15 protein-coding genes are annotated in these 17,923 nt (G+C 41.4%); 3 read left to right on the forward strand and 12 right to left on the reverse strand.

What is annotated here, in order from left to right:
- Window positions 1–112: 112 nt before the first annotated feature.
- From NDN11_RS09660 to NDN11_RS09670, 3 genes are all read left to right on the forward strand, one after another.
- Window positions 113–616 (forward strand): hypothetical protein, encoded by a 504-nt coding sequence (locus NDN11_RS09660; RefSeq protein WP_251109480.1) that lies wholly within the window; start codon window positions 113–115, stop codon window positions 614–616.
- A gap of 73 nt (window positions 617–689) precedes the next feature.
- Window positions 690–2,801 carry a TonB-dependent receptor gene (locus NDN11_RS09665; protein ID WP_251109481.1) on the forward strand — a complete coding sequence of 704 codons (2,112 nt, stop codon included), beginning with the start codon at window positions 690–692 and terminating at the stop codon, window positions 2,799–2,801.
- 3 nt (window positions 2,802–2,804) lie between these two features.
- Window positions 2,805–4,268, forward strand: a complete 1,464-nt coding sequence (locus tag NDN11_RS09670; protein WP_251109482.1) for a PepSY domain-containing protein — start codon at window positions 2,805–2,807, stop codon at window positions 4,266–4,268.
- 63 nt (window positions 4,269–4,331) lie between these two features.
- Here the strand turns inward: NDN11_RS09670 and NDN11_RS09675 are convergent, their stop codons facing one another.
- The 12 genes from NDN11_RS09675 to acbD form a co-directional block, all read right to left on the reverse strand.
- The gene (locus tag NDN11_RS09675; RefSeq protein WP_251109483.1) at window positions 4,332–5,075 is read right to left on the reverse strand and encodes an adenosylcobinamide-GDP ribazoletransferase; all 744 of its coding nucleotides are present in this window, start codon (window positions 5,073–5,075) and stop codon (window positions 4,332–4,334) included.
- Window positions 5,076–5,175: 100 nt separating this feature from the next.
- Window positions 5,176–6,759 (reverse strand): histidine-type phosphatase, encoded by a 1,584-nt coding sequence (locus NDN11_RS09680; protein WP_251109484.1) that lies wholly within the window; start codon window positions 6,757–6,759, stop codon window positions 5,176–5,178.
- Window positions 6,760–6,869: 110 nt separating this feature from the next.
- A complete protein-coding gene (locus NDN11_RS09685) occupies window positions 6,870–7,475 on the reverse strand; it encodes a histidine phosphatase family protein (RefSeq protein ID WP_251109485.1) in 606 nt (201 codons plus the stop codon).
- Entirely contained in the window at window positions 7,465–8,535 is a 1,071-nt protein-coding gene (gene cobT, locus NDN11_RS09690) for a nicotinate-nucleotide--dimethylbenzimidazole phosphoribosyltransferase (protein ID WP_251109486.1), read from the reverse strand. The genes NDN11_RS09685 and cobT overlap by 11 nt, the downstream gene beginning before the upstream one ends.
- Before the next feature lies 1 nt (window position 8,536).
- Window positions 8,537–9,055, reverse strand: a complete 519-nt coding sequence (cobU, locus tag NDN11_RS09695; protein ID WP_251109487.1) for a bifunctional adenosylcobinamide kinase/adenosylcobinamide-phosphate guanylyltransferase — start codon at window positions 9,053–9,055, stop codon at window positions 8,537–8,539.
- Window positions 9,056–9,057: 2 nt separating this feature from the next.
- Entirely contained in the window at window positions 9,058–9,681 is a 624-nt protein-coding gene (locus NDN11_RS09700; RefSeq protein ID WP_251109488.1) for a 2'-5' RNA ligase family protein, read from the reverse strand.
- Between the two features lie 84 nt (window positions 9,682–9,765).
- On the reverse strand, window positions 9,766–11,892 hold the full coding sequence (mtlD, locus tag NDN11_RS09705) for a bifunctional mannitol-1-phosphate dehydrogenase/phosphatase (RefSeq protein ID WP_251109489.1): 2,127 nt from the start codon (window positions 11,890–11,892) through the stop codon (window positions 9,766–9,768).
- Between the two features lie 200 nt (window positions 11,893–12,092).
- Window positions 12,093–13,349, reverse strand: coding sequence for an MFS transporter (locus NDN11_RS09710; RefSeq protein ID WP_285292123.1), 1,257 nt, complete (start codon window positions 13,347–13,349; stop codon window positions 12,093–12,095).
- Between the two features lie 25 nt (window positions 13,350–13,374).
- Window positions 13,375–15,645, reverse strand: coding sequence for a TonB-dependent receptor (locus NDN11_RS09715; protein WP_251109490.1), 2,271 nt, complete (start codon window positions 15,643–15,645; stop codon window positions 13,375–13,377).
- Window positions 15,646–15,654: 9 nt separating this feature from the next.
- Complete coding sequence (locus NDN11_RS09720) at window positions 15,655–16,905, reverse strand: MFS transporter (RefSeq protein ID WP_167247380.1); 1,251 nt, start codon at window positions 16,903–16,905, stop codon at window positions 15,655–15,657.
- Window positions 16,902–17,273: a hypothetical protein gene (locus NDN11_RS09725; protein WP_167247382.1), complete on the reverse strand. Its 372-nt coding sequence runs from the start codon at window positions 17,271–17,273 to the stop codon at window positions 16,902–16,904. The genes NDN11_RS09720 and NDN11_RS09725 overlap by 4 nt, the downstream gene beginning before the upstream one ends.
- Window positions 17,270–17,908 (reverse strand): acinetoferrin biosynthesis acetyltransferase AcbD, encoded by a 639-nt coding sequence (acbD, locus tag NDN11_RS09730; protein ID WP_167247383.1) that lies wholly within the window; start codon window positions 17,906–17,908, stop codon window positions 17,270–17,272. Before acbD ends, NDN11_RS09725 begins: the two co-directional genes overlap by 4 nt.
- Between the last annotated feature and the right edge of the window lie 15 nt (window positions 17,909–17,923).

Below are 17,923 nucleotides of genomic sequence, written 5' to 3' on the forward strand. Positions count from 1 at the left end.
AAAAATCATTTAGTTAATAAAAATATCAGCCTACATGTAACCAATATGTTTTGAAGTGTAATATTTTTTTAATTATACTGCTGCCACATTTCTCCTACGACGTATCGCTGATATGAAGTCCAGTTTTCGTCAACATTTGCTTAAGTGGCGTGCCTATTTTGGCGCGATTACTTTGCTGTGTTTACTCTGGCATATCTTCTTACCAACGATGGTCCATACAGGCGTCGTACCTGCACTTTATGCAATGCCAAGCCATTGCCAAGTCACAGAAATTCAAAATGCCTCTTTGATGTCACAGACACATTCAAGTCATCATCAACACAGCATGCACGACATGCATCATGGATCGCAGCTACAGCAAGTCAAACATGCTCAGCTCAGTGAATATGCACAACACGTGTATGCACTGGCGAGCCAAATCATGAAGCATTGTCCTTTATGCTCCCATGGTCTAGACGCTGCCGCTATCGTCCCAATCATTGCATTCATCATTATATTTCTACTGGCTTGGTTCAGTCGCGTACGATGCCTGTGCCATACGTGGACAGAAGATCTGCACATCGCCCGTATCTTTTATATTTTCCCCACCAAACAAGCCCCACCACTCGCTTTATAAATCGCAAATTTTACTTCGTACCCCGTAACTAACGGTGGTGCGTCCTTATTTATTGCTTATTATAGAGTTTAAAATGAATACTCAATTCCGTTTGTCTGTATTAGCGGCTGCGTGCCTTTCTGCTGGCTATAGTAATGTTGTTTTTGCAGAAGCTACACCATCTGATGCCACCAAAACCTTAGCCACCATTGTAGTGACTGCCAGTCGTGAAGGTGAATCGATTAATAATACCCCTGCTGCGATCAGTAAAATTAACAGCAAGGACATTGAAGATAAACATGCAACCTTTATTGGACAGGTGCTGAATCAAACCCCAGGTGTATTAATGAATGACTTGGGCAATGAACAGCATATGATGTCGATTCGCCAACCAATTACCACAGCAGCCGTTTATCAATATTTAGAAGATGGTATTTCGATTCGTCCTGTGGGTGTGTTTAACCACAATGCCTTATATGAAGTGAATTTGGCGGGTATTGATAGCATTGAAATTTTACGCGGGCCTGCCAGTAGCTTATATGGCAGCAATGCGATTGGTGGAACCATTAATTTCCTCACCAAAGCACCGAGTGCTACACCGACAGCCGACCTTGGCATTAGTGCCAGTTCTGAAGGATATCGCCGTGTCGATGTCGGTGCATCGAATACCTTTGATAGCGAATGGGGTGAGCATGGGTTAAGACTTTCTGCCTATGCCAGTGATCGTGGTGATAGCTGGCAAGACCATGCTGAAAGCAATAAACAAAGTGTGACACTCAGACATGACTGGCGCATTTCTGATGCCACACAGATCAAAAATATTGTCAGCTATAACCATTTAAAAGCGGATATGACCGGTAGCTTAAATCTGGATGATTATCGCAAACGACCTGGATACAGCTACCAAACTTTTACCTATCGTGAAGTTGATGCCACACGGCTTTCTTCGCAAATTAGTCATCAATGGAATGATCAGCAACAGAGTCAAGTTACCTTATATTATCGTGACAATACCACCGAGCAAAACCCAAGTTATAACATCCGCACCGATGTTAAAAATGGCAAACCGACTGGCACCTATAGCGGACAAACGGCCTATAACGCTTTTCAGTCCTATGGTTTGAATGCTCAGCATTCGGCTGCATTTGATCAGGTCAAACTGATTGTTGGGGCGATGGCTGATCATTCACCCAACCAAGCCAAAACCAATGATATTCAGGTGTTCCGAGACCCGAATACCTTGGTGTATACCGGTTATCAACAACGCCAGCGCTTGCGCGACTTCAATGTTGACGTCAATAACCAAGCCATCTATGCACAAGCCAACTGGCAAGTGTTACCTACTTTGAATTTAGTCGGTGGTGCACGTTATGACTGGATTCGTTATGACTATGAAAATAAATTAATTCCATCAAAAACCACAGGCGCACCGAATGAGAAACGTGATTTTCATAAAGCCAGCCCGCAAGTCGGTTTTGTCTGGAACATCACGCCAGCGATTGATCTTTATAGCAATTGGTCACAAGGTTTTGTACCGCCAGAGGTGAGCAGTTTATATGGGGCGAATCTAGTGACACCTGACTTGAAAGAAGCCACATTTAATAATATTGATGCAGGTCTGCGCTTTAAATTATTGGATGATCGCTTAGATGGTGAAATCACCTTATATCGCTTGGAAGGCGAAGATGAAGTGATGAGCTATACCAAGCCAGATAACACACGCGAGCCACGCAATGCAGGTAAAACCTTACATCAGGGAGTTGAAATTGGGGGAAGTTGGAAGCTCAGTGATCAATATGATCAGCGCTTAAAACTTTCAGGCAGTGTGGCCAAACATGAATATAAGCAGTTTCAACCCTCGAGTGTTTTAGATTATAGCGGCAACACCATGCCAAGTGCGCCTAAAACATTTGGCACGCTTGAATATCAGATCAAGCCAATACCTGAGCTATTACTTTCTGCGGAAGCGGTTTATGTCGGTTCTTATTGGATCAATGATGCCAATACGGAAAAGTACGATGGTCATACTTTGCTGAATCTGCGTGCCAATTACCGTAAAAATGCTTATGAAATCTATGGCCAGATCCTAAATGCCACAGATCAGCATTATGCAGAAAGTACCTCGTTTAGTAATAACCAAGTCAGTTATACCCCCGCTGCGCCAAGAACCTATCTATTAGGGCTACGTTATCATTTCGGGAAATAAGCAATGAATGCCAAACAACTGAAAAAACTACTGTCTTTACACCGTAGTTTTGGGATGGTGTTGGGCGTTCTCGTTTTACTTTGGTCTTTAACAGGTGTGTTGCATCCGATGATGAGTGCAACACAACCTCAGCCTGTGAAACGAATGCCTCCATCTCAACAATTGGATCTAACACATGCATTAGCGGCAACCGATGTTTTAAAGTTACATCAGATAACACAATTTTCAGCATTACAGGTGATTGAATTAGATGCTCAGCATATTGCCTATCGCATATTACAGCCCAAACAAAAGATTGCTGAATACTATGATAGTCAGACAGGCCAATTGCTGATTAATGCCGAACAACAGGATGCCGAGCGTTTAGCGCGCTGGTACACGGGTCTCTCTCAACAGGAAATCGTATCCAGTCAAATCATCACCGCATTCAGTGATGATTATCCGAGCGTGAATCGTTTACTGCCTGTTTGGCGTGTTGATTTTCAAAATGGTTTACGTGCCTATGTGGATCCTTCACAAGCACGACTGGCCACGCTGTCTAATGATCAAAAGATGTGGATGGCAAAAATCTTTCGCTTAGGTCATACCTGGACGTGGGGTGATCAAGCTTGGACAGGTCAAACTATTCTCATGCAAATGGCTTTGATTGGCATACTGTGCATGCTTTTTATGGGGATTGGCTTATTCTTTAAGATTCATAATCACCGCAATCACCGTCTAGGGAAAAAACCGATCCGCTTTCTACATCGCTATTTAGGCATCAGTTTAAGTGCCTTTATTCTACTTTGGGTGCTCAGTGGTTTCTATCATATTTGGCAAAAAAAGCCCGATATTAAAAACATTCAACCTGTTTTCCATACTGCTGATCTAAGTACCGAAGCATGGCAGCAGGTCACTCAGCAGCCCATTCAACGTCTGGATCTGGTTCCAACCACCTTTAGCCAGACACATACTCGTGCTGCATGGATGATTCAAGCCGTTGGACAAAGCCCTTTGCAAGGTAGCATGACGGCGGCAAGCAAAGCGCATGATCATCACACGACTAAAACAATAGCTCCCACGATTCAGTTTATAGATGCTGGTAATGGTAAAGCGCTTGATATTCTTAAACAAAGCAAACAATTAGCCGCAAGCTATTTAGCTTTACAACCAGAACAGGTTCAACAGGCCTCATGGGTGACAAGTTTTGGAGGAGAATATGGGTTTATCAACAAACGCTTACCCGTGATCAAGGTTGAAACTCGTTTAGAGAATCAACTCAGACTGTATATTGAACCGAGCAGCGGTGTGATTGCAGCTCAGGTCACGCAACAAGATGCCTTAGAAGGATTTAGTTTTGCTTATTTGCATAAATGGACATGGTTGCCAATAGATAAAACACTTCGAGATATCATTCTGGCTACAATTGCAGCACTGGTTGCCTTACTCGCTGTACTGGGTTTCTTGGTTCAATTGCGTAAACGTTAACATTCATTTTTAAAGTGATCCTTCTGTTTGCAGGAGGAGCACGCCAACTCAAGCGATCAATTTCTAAATGATATAGAACGAAGCAACCACAGCACTGAGAAGCACGCTAGTTTCAGCCAGTTCAATTGCAGCGCCCACAGTATCTCCTGTAATTCCGCCGATTCGTTTAATGAATACTGATCGCAAATAAAAAAGCATCACTAAAAAAACCAGTAAAGCAATTAACCCAAGCCATTTAAACATACAAAGCAATGCCATTGTAATGACAAAAACCGTCCAAAATTGTTTTTTAGGCATAAAATCTGTCATAGAACAGCCTAAGCCTTGAGCACGTACATAAGGCGTAGTAGGGAATAAAAACAGTGGCACACTGCGCCCAAGCATAGGCAAGACGATTAAAAAAACAGCCATTTGTTGTTCAAGCAAAACGTATAAAGCCACAAATTTCAGCAAGCAAACGACGACTAAACTCAGTACCCCGATTGGACCACACGCAGGGTCTTTCATGATTTTCAAGGTTCGTTCAGGATCACCAAATCCACCGACCCATGCATCGGCTGTATCCGCTAAACCATCGAGATGTAGTCCACCAGTCAGCCAAATCCAGAGTACGAGGATTAGTGCTGAGCTCAAGATGATCGGAAGTTTTGCCAATAACATCGCAGATGTAAACAAAATCAACCCAAGCAACAAGCCAACTAAAGGATAAAACAGCATGGCCTGACCATTCTGCTTTGCGCTTGGCATCGTTTTGAGTTCAATTGGTAAAACGGTCAAAAACTGCAAGGCAATCCAAAAAGGTGTCATGCAACCTCTCAATCACATCAGGTTCATCATGCATGGATTATGAAGAAATAAAATTGGGAATAGCAAGTTATTCCCAATTGAAAAGGCTAAATATCTTAGATTATTGAATTTGATAACATTGTTTAAGCTTTAAATAGTCATAATAAAAACTGTTAGTGCTATAACGTGCATAGTTACAACTTGACTTAAATAAAGTTTCTTTCTCGTTATAGAACATCTTCACCAAGGTTGTGCCTTGCTTGTCTTGATAGATATCCCACTGTAGATTCGCTGCCATTGGTGATACCACCTCACCTCGCCAAGTGCTGCTGTTGTAACTATAAGTTTGACGTAATGGTAAAGGCTGCATCATATTGTGCAACTCTAAACTGGTCGCCAATGGAATGATAATTTCGGCATGGGCAAACCGTAATACCGCGCGATGTGCTTGCTGCTGATCTACAATCGCATCGACTTGCTTAAATAGGTCCTGCTTTAGACCCTGAGCAATTGCACTGGTGACGTTCTTCGATTCATTGAAACTTGGCCCTTTACTATAAAAATCATTGGCATCGTTAAATTCAGCATAAAATTTTGCTGCATCTACAGGCATATATTGATCAAAATCAACACCTTTCAGTTCAGTTTTCATACCGCCAGAAATTGAATATAACTCATATAAATAAGCTGCAGCATCTACAGCACTGGCTATACTGTTTTTACCCTTGCCTTTTTCAGTGATGGTTTCACCTTTAGGTGAAGTGACGCTATATGAACCCGTATTGCTAAATACATAGCCTGTGGTTCCCAATTTTTTAATAAACTCTGCTTTAAACAGTGGATTCAATACGCTCATTGCAATCTGTTCAGCACGGCTATTTTTCGTAAGTTCATTTAACTTATTGAGCAGATCTGCATCATCTTCTTCAAAATGTTGATAGGCTTGACTGGCATCGTAAATCGCCTGTTGTTGTACTGATAATGGCTGTACTAAATCTTGCTCTTTATTCAAACTATGAAAATAAAGTTTAAAACGATCCACTCCACCATCTTCAATTGTTGGCACACTACTACTGGCTAAATTGGTGTATGAAATTGGGGTGATGTGTGCCTTTAATTGCGGTTGCTGTTGGATCAATTCAGCAGTGAAAAATTTGGCACTATCCACCGCACGATCTACCCCTGAACTCTGTACTAAAATTGATGCAGGTTGCTGTGCTGCGGCTTGAAATAAATTGGGAAGTCGTTGCAATAAACGATCAGCAATACCGCGATGTTCCTGAATACCTTGCATGGTTTCATTGCCATAGCCAAACTGACGGATGCCATCCACACCATAACCCAAAAGAATATTGGCCTTCATCATGCTTTCCAAATCTGCCCCCAGCTTTTCGCCTAAAGGTGTGAGTGCATTTTCAGCTTTGGCTTGTTTCCAAAGGTTATACAGCGCTAAATCATATTTAATACTGGATAAACCGCGAGAGCCATGACGTGCAACCAGTTCAGTAAATACAGGCTGAAATCCTTGCGGAATGGCTTCATATTTTTTGAGATCTTGTTGTGGTTGGTATGGCGTTTTAGTCTGATAATATTTTGATACAGCGTTATTTTCTGGTGTAGTTTTCGATTCTGAATGATCGTCATTATTACATGCCGCCAATACAATACTTGCGCATAACACACTGCTTTTCAATAATATATTCATGAATGATTTGCTTATAGGTCAAGAAATGCCATGTATCATAGGCAGTGGCAATGACAATTCGATTACATGATCCAAGCAAATACTGGAAATAGAATAAGATTTTGTGACTACTAAGTTGCTGTCATTTCAGAAAAATGAATTTGATTGTCAACTTGGGTTAGGTTTAAAGCATATAACTTTCCTAACTCTGCGGGCATGACTAACAGGTCATCCAGCTTTTGCTGACGTGCCAAACAAGTCAACAATTTAATTACCCCGCCATGCGTCACAACCAATGCCTTGTTCCAGTTGTGTTGCTGCATTTGAACATAAATTTCAGTAAAACCATGCATAACTCGCTGCTGGAATTGATGCAACGACTCCCCATTCGGGGCATGATATTGGGTTGGAAATTGCCAGAAATTAGCCAATCGCTCAGGTGCCGTTTCATAAATGGTTTGTGTCGTCATACCTTCCCAATCACCAAAATACATTTCCTTGATTTCAGCATTGAGTAGCAAAGGCAATTCAAGTTGTTTGGCTAATACGGCCGCAAACTTTTGGCAGCGTTGCAAGGGCGAGCTGATAATCACATCCCACTGTACCTGAGTATCAAGATACTGCTGAATGGTGGATTGCATTTGCAACCAACCATGTTCAGTCAAGGCATCATCGAGATGTCCACGCAAAGTATGGCTGAGTGTGGTTTCACCATGCCGCAGCAAATCAAGGTGCAACTTTATCACCTGTTACAGCAGCTTCAGCAAAGGTAGCCATTTGGTTATGCAGCACGCAAGCAAGTTGTAGCATCGACAGTGCAGCTCCTGCACCACTGCCTTCGCCAAGACGCAAATTCATATTTAAAATAGGCTGAGCTTCTAAGGCTTTTAGCACACGCTGATGACCATATTCAGCCGATTGATGTCCAAACAGCATCCATTCACGACTTTGTGGCTGAATGCGTACTGCGCATAAAGCGGCAACCGAACTAATAAAACCATCCACCACGATTGGCATACCGAGTTGCGCACAGCGGATATAAGCACCCGTCATTGCAGCAATTTCCAAGCCGCCAACAGCAGCCAGGATTTTTAAAGCATCGTCTGCAACATCCATTTGATGTCGCTTCACCGCTTGATCAATGACAGAGATCTTATGTTGTAGCTGTTGGTTGTTAATTCCAGTACCCACACCCGTCATTTGTGCGGCATCTTCGTTCAACAATAAACATGCCAGTGCTGAAGCTGAACAGGTATTGCCTATCCCCATTTCACCTGCAATAAAAATATCAGCAGCTTGTACTTTGGCGCGATCAACGCTGTCTTTACCCAGTTGTAATGCTGCAAAACACTCTTGTTCCGTCATTGCAGCTTGTTGAGCAAAATTGGCTGTACCTGCACGGATACAATGGCGCTCAACACCAACATAATCATAGGCCTCACCTACAGTTCCACAATCCACCACTTGTAAATGTGCATGATGATGTTTGGCAATGACACTGATAGCTGCACCACCTGAGGCAAAATTTTGCAGCATTTGACGGGTCACAGCTTGCGGATAGGCTGAAATGTTTTCTGCAACCACCCCATGATCGCCAGCAAAAATAGTGATCCAAGGTTGTTGAATCTGAGGATGTACTGTGCCCTGTAAGCTCGCCAATTGAATGGCAAGCTGCTCTAACTGCCCTAAAGCCCCTGTGGGTTTGGTCAATTGCAGTTGACGTTGTTCAGCTTGTTGTTTTGCATCTAAATCAGGTTGTTGAGCGGCGGCTAAAAACCATTGTGCTTGTTCAGTCATGTTATTTCTCATCTTTTAAAATCATTGGAAAGCCTGCCACACAAAACACGACTTTATTGGCGAGTTGCCCCAAGGTCTGGTGCAATCGCCCTGCTTCATCCACAAAACGACGGCTGATTTCCCCCATCGGTACCACTCCAAGCCCAGTTTCATTACTGACCAGAATAATTTGAGACTGTAGTTGTGGTAAGACCTCGAATAATTTTTGCATCTGTTGTTGCTGCAAGGCTGGGTCTTCAGCCAATAACAGATTACTGAGCCACAAGGTCAAGCAATCGACCAGAACCAGCTGATTGGCTTGATCGCATTGCAAGAGTCGATCTGCCAGATAAATCGGTTCTTCAAGCACGTACCAATGGGCTGGACGTTGCTGTTGATGATGTGCAATACGTTGCTGCATTTCTGCATCTAAAGCCTGCGCAGTTGCAATATAAATGACGGATAAACCTGTCTCTTTGGCGGTTTGTTCTGCCAAACGACTTTTACCTGATCGCGCCCCACCTAAAATCAGTTGCAACATATCTAACCTAGTTCAATTTGCCGATAAGGATACAGTAATCCTTGTAAAATCTGTGCCTTATAATAGCCAAAAGTCAGTTTTTTGACCTGAATCTTCATAGTTTTTATCGAAAGTTGTTGTATCCGCTGCAATACCCTATCACTTGGCCAAGCTTCACGATACAAACCTAAAGTAATGTGCGGACAATATTCAAGTGCTGCGATCTCTTCAGATACATGAGCAAATTGCTGACGAATTTGGGCGAGTACGCCCTGCTGATCTTGAATGTGCAGGAACAAGGCACTGTTAAAACTATCTATTTGCGTGATTTCCAACTCAAAAGGTATGAGCTGTAATGCTTCAATCAGCTTGATCTGCTGCTGTAATTGTTGAATCTGAAAATCATCATCGTATTGCTTAACAGCAGGCTGCAAGAAACCACAAACAAATAAAGTAATGTGATATTGGCGTTGATGTGCAGGAAGCAATAGACCTGAAAATTGTGCTTGGATTTCATCTAAATAGTGAATCAACTCAGGTTGATCAATCTCAATATACCAAAGCCCATAATCTGAACGCCCCAAATGCCATTCGGGATAATCACGCATTTCGGTCGCAATCAACTGGGTCTCTGCTTGTAATAACACAACTTCAGCATTCTGTTTAACGTTGTGTTATTCAAACATAAACCCAGATAGAAGTTAAGGCACTTTCACTGTGATCATTGCTTCTTATGCAGAAAGAGGTTTTAACTCCTCCAACTGTGACATGAACGTATTATTATCATTGAGTTGTGCCTGAATCCCATGATAGAGCTGGTTTAATAGGGCTTTCTTCTGATTTTCAGTAATATCCATATGTTCAATATTGGTCTGGACATGTTTTACAATCTTAATTTCGTCCAGCTCAAGCATTTTCAGCGCATAGGCATAGCCATAAATTGCACCTTGCATTAACTTCTGGTATGGAAGCTGTTGCTGCACATGAGATTCTAAACTACCTAAAACCCGCTCATTCAGATTGAGTTTTCTAAGCGGATCACGGGCTACACGTTCACATGGATCTTTATAGGCAGCTCGGCAAGAATGCAGAAAACTTTCCGCCATACGATCCAGTTCTTTGGCTTGGTTGGGAATCATATTGGCCAAACCCAATTTAACTTCGTTGACCACCTGCTCTGCATATTTCATGATTTTTGGATCTGCCATAGCGATACCAATGGTTTCATGTCCAAGTGCACTGGCATACCACGCCAACATGGCATGACAGCCATTCCATAGTCGATTTTTAATAATTTGAATCTCAGAAATCTGATCAACTAAAATCATTTGACGCATTTTGCTCAACAATGGACTGCGATTTTCCACGTAAATCGGCATATCCATTTCACTATGGAATAGGATCAAATCCATATTTTGTAAGAATTGCCCTGTTTGAAACTGCCCACGCATGTCTTCTAAACAATGGGTAATCTGCTGTTCTTGCTTTTCAGTCAGAGCGGTTTCCTCTGAAAGTTCAATCGTTTCTGGATTGAGATCATTTTGATATTGTTTAAATAAATTGTGCTTGATATTGAGCTGACGATATAAGGCTTGATCAGTCAGTTTTGACACCATACGATTGACCACGGTATCGCAAAAATAATGTTCACTTAAAATATGTTCTGCAATATCTTCATCCGTCATGGTCAGTAAGGCTTCACGGATATGTTTTAAGACCAAATATTTTGCACACACTTTATTCAAAATAATCAAAAAGGTAATGGGCTCATTATTGTCTGCATCTGCTGACATAAAACGGGCCAATAGTCCCTTCGCAATCGTTTTCGCCTCGGACTCAATTGCCTGTTCTGGCAAACACAGTGCAATCAGGCTGGATTGCATATACATCTCTAACATCTGCTGTTCATGGTCAGCATCAATCACAGTGAGATTATCAATACGCTCATCATAGGAAGACTGTCCATATCGAATACTATAGCTGCCAAAACTGTTCACTGACTCTAAATATAGACGATTTCGAGTTGAGGCCAGAATCCGTTTTGGCCGTGTATAACCATCCCAATAGGACAGGATCTGTGCTACATAGCCCCCACCAATGGCACCAAAACCATGAATCCCAACAGTCAATTGATTGATACTTTGCGGAAATAATTCTTGTAATTGTGGCATGCCCATTTCAGGAATATATTGATCCAAAGCATTCAGACAGTCATACATGTCCTGATAGTAAAAATTTGCTTTAGAGAGCATATGATCATTGGGTTCTTTAATGTCTTTGAATAAAATCGTGATACCGCCAGCATCAAAGGCCGAACAAATCCCGTTTTCCGAATCTTCAAACATTAGACATTGTTGCGGTTGTAGGTTTAGTTTCTGTGCCGCTTTTAAAAAGATTTCTGGATGCGGTTTACCCTTTTCTACTTCATCCCCACAGACCAACAGATCAAAAAATTTATAAACATTGGCATTAATTAAATATTCTTCTGCAATCGCACGACGACTGGAGGTCGCAACTGCCATTTTTAAACCTGATTTTCTTAAGCGTTCCAGAACTTGAACCAACCCTTTTTTAATCGGTACACCATTTTTACGTACAGACTCCAATTCCACTCCATCCGCACGTTTGCGAATGGCGGCATAAGGAACATCTGTACCATAAAACTTTTGTGCCAGCTGCTCCGATGCTTTGGCACTTAAACCGAGACACTGCATCAAATATTCATCTGAAAATTCCTGTCCAATCAGCTCTTTTGATGCCTGTTTCAATGTCTGGAAGCGCAGGCGCTCGGTATCAAACATTGTTCCATCCATGTCAAAAAGTGCGCCTTGAACAGGATAATCATGAAAAATAAGCATCTTTACTCCTTTATCTATCTTGTTATGACGTTTTATAGGGTACATAAAAAATCCCTTTAAAATCTAAAACGTCAATAAATGAAATAAATTTGGTTAAAAAATAAGCATAAAGGCGACTTGTCACAGCAATATATGACTGAAACAATCGGAATACTTGCATTATGAGGAAAAAGATGAGTTGTTTTTAACCAAAATCCCTTTTATTCATCAAGTAGCAATGCAGTTTCAGCTTCTTTTCGAATCAACATCCAACTAAAATAAAGGCCAATCGATAGGATTAAGAACAGTAATAAATAGAATGGGAAATGGGTATTAAAACGGTACAAAAATGTACTGAGTAAGGGGCCAACAATTAAACCTAATGCCTGTGTCGCCGTACAAAAACTTGCCATTTTAACCTGTGATTGCTGAGATACCGCTTGGGCAGCGCCTGTAGTAAATGCAGGTAATAAGCACGCCACAGAAATACCATAAAAAATATAACTGGCCTGAAATACAATGATTGTAGGTGCGTAGAGTGAAAGTAATAGACCAAAACACATGGTGACCAAACCAATAATCACCAAACTATTTAATTTGAGTTTAAACACTTTCACGATTAAAAGCTGGGTTAGCACCAAACAGACCCCGACAACCAACATGCATTGAGAAAAATAAACTGCACTCTGTTGGCTACTGAGATAAAACTTATCCTGAATATAAAAACCTGCCGTCATGTTTAAAGTCACAATTGCAACATAAGTGACAAAACCTAAAACCAGCCAAATAAAACTTTGTTTGAGAATCGATTCATGCGCTGGTGTATCATCTTTATCTTGTTGGTGATTAAATGACTCCGTTTGAGCTTGTTGATTTTTACTAAATAGGATGCCGAGTGCAATACTGACTAAGCCAAGTAAAACCACAGCAATCCACATCGGGAAAAGCAAACCACCAAACAATAAAACTGAGGTTGCAAACGGTCCTATAATCATCCCAAAACTATTCATCGCACCAAACATCGCCATTTGCTTGCTACGATCAGCAGCTTCACTCGCATGTGTCATTACATAGCTTTGCAGACCAATTTGTGGCAAAGCCATAAAAATGCCTGTAGAAGCACGACTCAATACCAGTAAGATAAAAATCAATAACGTGGGTAAAATCGCTTGTGTTCCAAAATACAGAATCAAAGTGAAAATAGCCCAAGTAAAGGTCATTCCCCAAAAGCCATAATTAACAAGTTGCTTAGGAGATAGCTGACTTTTCCTTTTCGCAATCCAGATCGATGCAATCGCCATACAGATTGCCCCTGCTGAAACAATCACACCACCTTGGAATTCAGATAAATGTAATTGTCGTGTCAATGGGGCAAGTAAAGGGAGAATCATGGAAAAACAAGTTCCATTGATCAAAGCAGCAAGTGCTAAAAACTTTAAATTATTGTTCATCATGAAATTCATCAAAAGAAAAGGCATCTAAACAGATGCCTTTTTGATTAGATTAGTATTTGAGGGTATAGCTCAAACCATAAGTACGGCCTTGTGCAGGCAAGCTAGAAATATCGCCATACACGGTCGAAACTGCTTGGCTGTATACAGACTTATAATCTGTATTCCAAACGTTATATACACCAAACCCTAATGTACCTGGCCCTGCTTTTGCATTAGCAATTACATCCATCACTGCAAAACCTTTAATTTCTGCTGGTGGACGGCTTCCATACTCAATTGCATCTTTACGCGCTTTATCTGTACCACCAATAGCAAGAGTTTGAACGCGTAAACCTAGACCATCATTAAATTGCCAATCTGAATATACAGTACCTTTTAACGGTGCTACACGAATCGCATCTAACTCTTGCCATTTTCCATTTGTATTTTTAAATTGGCCACGTGTATAAGCCAAAGTACCACCGATATTCCATGTATCGGTAACAGCATACTTCACATTACCTTCTAGACCATAAACACGTTCATCGGTATCAATGACTTCAATTGCAAAGTTCGGTGGGCCAAATTTCAAAGATTTATCCGACTTGTTATAGAACGCAGTAAGCCCCGTAGTTAAAGCATTATCTTGCAAGCGCCACCCTAACTCAAAGCTATTCACTTTAATTGGATCAATCGTTTGATTGCTTACAACAAAGTTTGCAGGTACATCTCGCAACATACGTTGTACGTCAGGTAAGTTTGCTCCTTGAGAGAAATTAGCAAAGACTTGTTGAGCATCTGTTAAATGATAAACAGCACCTAAGTTAAATAAAGTAGCATCATGCTTGACCGAACCACCATTTAAAGTTTTAGGACTATATCCTGAGACAAGGTCTGCAACCATCGCTTCTGAATAAGGAACAGAGTCCTGTACTTGGCTATCAATACGCTCATGTCGAACGCCTGCTTGAAGGTTTAAACGATCAGTGACTTCAAATTGGCTCTGCAAGAAGAAACCTAACTTCTCCGTATCAACATCAGGACCAAAAGCATAATTTTTTAAAGGCTTGAACTTCAGACCATTACTACTCATAAAAGTATTTAGATCATAAAGTTGCGCTGTTTGCTTACCTTTTTCTTTATCATAATCTACGCCATAAGTTAAATTTAAAGCCCGTTCTGCAAGGTTTAATTTGCTTTGTAAAGCTAATCGTGCACCAAATACGTCAATATCTGTTTCAGACTGGGTGACGATATATGTTCCTCCACCTCGAATGGATGTATGTGCTAAAGCATTTGCACTCGGATAAAACCGACCTTTTTCTGTACGATAGTATGCTTCTGCATTTAAAGTCTGACCAAGAAAATCTTGGTTTTCATATTGTGCATTTACAGCTGCACGTTTCGTTCTTGGCTGAGTATTAAGTTCCAAACCTTTAACTGCTTTCTGGCTTGGTTTTGCACCTTTAACCAATAAAACAGCTAAGCCTGGACCGTAATCTGCACCATAGTCACTGTCTTGTTCATCATTATAATATTGCGCACCAACACTAATACTTTGCTTGTCAGCAAACTGCCAACCTAAACGACCATTAACATCGATAGTTTCCGTATCTTGACGATCCGTTTGTGCAACTTCAGGCCCAATTCGGTCACCGTGGCTGTCTTGAATCTCACCGCGTTTGGTGTAGCTTGCTCCTAAGAAACCATTCCAATCGCCTTGTTTAAATGCAGCAGATTGATATGCTTCATAAGCCAAAGCATCATTTTTAAAGTTATCGCCTGACGTTACACCAAGTTTTGATTCAAAATGAACACCCTCAGTCGACCCTTTTTTAGTAATGATATTGATGATCCCGCCTGTTGCACCAGAGCCATAAATACTACTAGCTCCAGACACAACTTCAACACGCTCAATCATATCTGGGCTAATACTATTTAATTGACGAGAACTATCACGTGAACCCGTTTGTGGTACGCCATCAATCATATATTGGACTGTACGGCCACGCATGGTCATTCCATAGTTACTGGTTGTACCAGAACTTGGTGTTAGCGATGGAACGAGTAAACCTAAAATATCTGCTGTACTTTTACCCGCAGCGGCTTGTTTTGCAATATCTTCTTGTTCAATGCGATACACCGTACCTGCAATTTCAGCAATACTTTGTGCTGAACGCGATGCTGTCACTACAATAGGTGCAAGTTGGGTTGGTTTCTGACTTGTTACAGCAGCAGTCGTTTGAACAGATGCATCTGTTTCAACTGTTTGAGCATATAGCTGAGTACTGATTGCTAAGCTTAACAGCGTTAATGATGTCGAAAGTGAACGTACTTTCATAAATTACCCCTAGGTGAGTTGTTCCGTTTGTTTTGCTTTGTGGATTAACACTTGGCTGAGCAAGACGCTCAACACAGATGCTGCTGCGAGAATGAGATAGAAATTTCCATAACCAAATGCTTTGGCCAAGAAACCAGACATTGCACCGCCAATGAAATAAACCAGGAGTTCAAAACAGACCAAAATAGTGAAGTCTGTTCCAGCTTGCTCCTTAGAGCTGGTATGCATGAAGTGCGCATATAAAGCAGTCATCGCGATATAACGAATCGCCAAAATAACTACAACAAATAGCCCCAATAACATGTGCCACTGATTAAACCAGCTGAGTAAGACCGCGATGCCCAGTAAGGCATACACCAAACTGCGTGCCCAACCAGCCCAAATCAGTAATTGTGTTGCTGCTATTTTTTTTAGTAAGAACGCAGCTGTCACTGCCGCCAATAAACCAATGCCCGCGCCAATCACAGACATCAGTACACCAATCTCTGCCAATGACCATTTTTGATCAATCAACATCGGATTGAGCATGGCCATTGCGGGTGCTTCAACTACGCGATAACAGACAATCAAAGCCAAAGCCCATAACATCTCAGGACGCTTAAAGGCTCGGATCAGACTCGGCGCTTGCTTGGCAATTTTTTCAGTATTGGTTTTTTCTTTAATTTGAAACACTGCAAGCATGGTCAGTGCTGTCATTGCAGCTAAACAAATCAGCGCTGTTTGCCAACCATACAATTGATAAAGCCACAAAGTTGCAGCACCACCAATCATACTGCCCAGTGCCACGCCAATACTTTGCGCCATACTGCCTAATCGGTATTCAGATTCAGAAAAGGTTTCAACGGTATAACCATCAATCGCAATATCTTGGGTTGCGGCAAAGGTTGAAATCCACAAACCGACTATGACAAATACACTTAAACCATAATCGAATTGTGTCAAAGCTAAGGCAACGACACCCAGAACCAATGCAATTTGGGTGAATAAAAGCCAAGTTTTACGTTTACCAAGTGCCTTAAAATAAAAACGATCAATTAAGGGTGCCCAAAAAAACTTAAATGCCCATGGGATATACAGCAGCGACAACATGCCAATCCAGCGTAGATCGACCCCTTGATGACGCAAAATCGCAGGTAAGGCAACATTGTAAAAGTACAGCGGTAATGCATGTGCAAGGTACAGTACGACCACCACCGATAAACTCAGTGCAGAGACTGTTTTTATAGGTAAACTCTTGTCTGGTATTATTTGTTGATTCATGAATACCTCTGCATCGCCCACTGCACGGCATCGGCTTTTTCTACACTGACAAAATAAGGAACATGCCAAGCTTTTTGCAAAGCTGGCGTGTCTAATCGAATACGATCTGCCTCATCTTGGGCAATTCGGGCAAGGCCTAAACAATATTGATAAAAATCTTGTTTATATTGTTTGTACCATTTCCCCTGAATGACCCGATATTCTTCGGGAAATTCAGTGTTCGGTTCGGTTTGCATAATCAGCACAAAATTTCTTTTTTGTTCGAAATATTGTTGAATATGCATTAACCATTGCTCAAATTCTGCCACTGAGACATGCGCTGCAAAGCGCATGTCCAAGATATGCATCTCATTGATGGATAGGCTCATGTAACACTCAGGATTTTGGCTGGCTGATCAGCTAGCTGTTGTTGTGAGGTTTGGTAATATTCACCAAACTTGTTATAGAAAGTTTCTCTAAAGCAGTAATACAACATTGCCGTTTTTTCTGGCATAGGAATGAGACGTTGAGTCTCATAGCAAAGTTCTGCGACCACAGCGGCATAAGGTTTAACAGTATGGTCAGGCTCACCCACAATTTTTTTCGCTTGTGAATGTTCAAAAATATAGAAGCTGAGCAAACGAATGGTTGGGCGTAAAAAGCCTTTACCAAACACCGACTTATCACCAAACAATAAATGCCAACCTAGATCATTGTCATCACCATCGTAATAACGACCTAAACGATCACGTTTACCTTCATAGATCTCGGTATAGCCCACATCTTTACCATCTACCCCCACAATCAATAGACGTTGATGGTCATCTGCTAGCATCTTGTCGAAATAAACCTGCAGATCCAGCTCAGATTTATTCAGCTGCCATTGCGGAATCACGTGCGGCTCATGCATCCACTGATGTAGCAAAGGAATATCTTGTGGATATTGCACTTGGCGTAAGTAGTATTGTGTGCCATCTTCGTGGTATTCAAAGTAATCTGGTAATTGCTGAGAGATTGTTTTCATATCGAACCTTTATAA

Source organism: Acinetobacter sp. C26M (assembly GCF_023702675.1).
GTDB lineage: Bacteria > Pseudomonadota > Gammaproteobacteria > Pseudomonadales > Moraxellaceae > Acinetobacter.

What these genes read in the sequence shown, in the direction of transcription:
- NDN11_RS09660 (WP_251109480.1), top strand. Translation starts at nt 113, where the DNA reads ATGAAGTCCAGTTTTCGTCAACATTTGCTTAAGTGGCGTGCCTATTTT.
- NDN11_RS09665 (WP_251109481.1), top strand. Translation starts at nt 690, where the DNA reads ATGAATACTCAATTCCGTTTGTCTGTATTAGCGGCTGCGTGCCTTTCT.
- NDN11_RS09670 (WP_251109482.1), top strand. Translation starts at nt 2,805, where the DNA reads ATGAATGCCAAACAACTGAAAAAACTACTGTCTTTACACCGTAGTTTT.
- NDN11_RS09675 (WP_251109483.1), bottom strand. Translation starts at nt 5,075, where the DNA reads ATGACACCTTTTTGGATTGCCTTGCAGTTTTTGACCGTTTTACCAATT.
- NDN11_RS09680 (WP_251109484.1), bottom strand. Translation starts at nt 6,759, where the DNA reads ATGAATATATTATTGAAAAGCAGTGTGTTATGCGCAAGTATTGTATTG.
- cobT (WP_251109486.1), bottom strand. Translation starts at nt 8,535, where the DNA reads ATGACTGAACAAGCACAATGGTTTTTAGCCGCCGCTCAACAACCTGAT.
- cobU (WP_251109487.1), bottom strand. Translation starts at nt 9,055, where the DNA reads ATGTTGCAACTGATTTTAGGTGGGGCGCGATCAGGTAAAAGTCGTTTG.
- mtlD (WP_251109489.1), bottom strand. Translation starts at nt 11,892, where the DNA reads ATGCTTATTTTTCATGATTATCCTGTTCAAGGCGCACTTTTTGACATG.
- NDN11_RS09710 (WP_285292123.1), bottom strand. Translation starts at nt 13,349, where the DNA reads ATGCCTTTTCTTTTGATGAATTTCATGATGAACAATAATTTAAAGTTT.
- NDN11_RS09715 (WP_251109490.1), bottom strand. Translation starts at nt 15,645, where the DNA reads ATGAAAGTACGTTCACTTTCGACATCATTAACGCTGTTAAGCTTAGCA.
- NDN11_RS09720 (WP_167247380.1), bottom strand. Translation starts at nt 16,905, where the DNA reads ATGAATCAACAAATAATACCAGACAAGAGTTTACCTATAAAAACAGTC.
- NDN11_RS09725 (WP_167247382.1), bottom strand. Translation starts at nt 17,273, where the DNA reads ATGAGCCTATCCATCAATGAGATGCATATCTTGGACATGCGCTTTGCA.
- acbD (WP_167247383.1), bottom strand. Translation starts at nt 17,908, where the DNA reads ATGAAAACAATCTCTCAGCAATTACCAGATTACTTTGAATACCACGAA.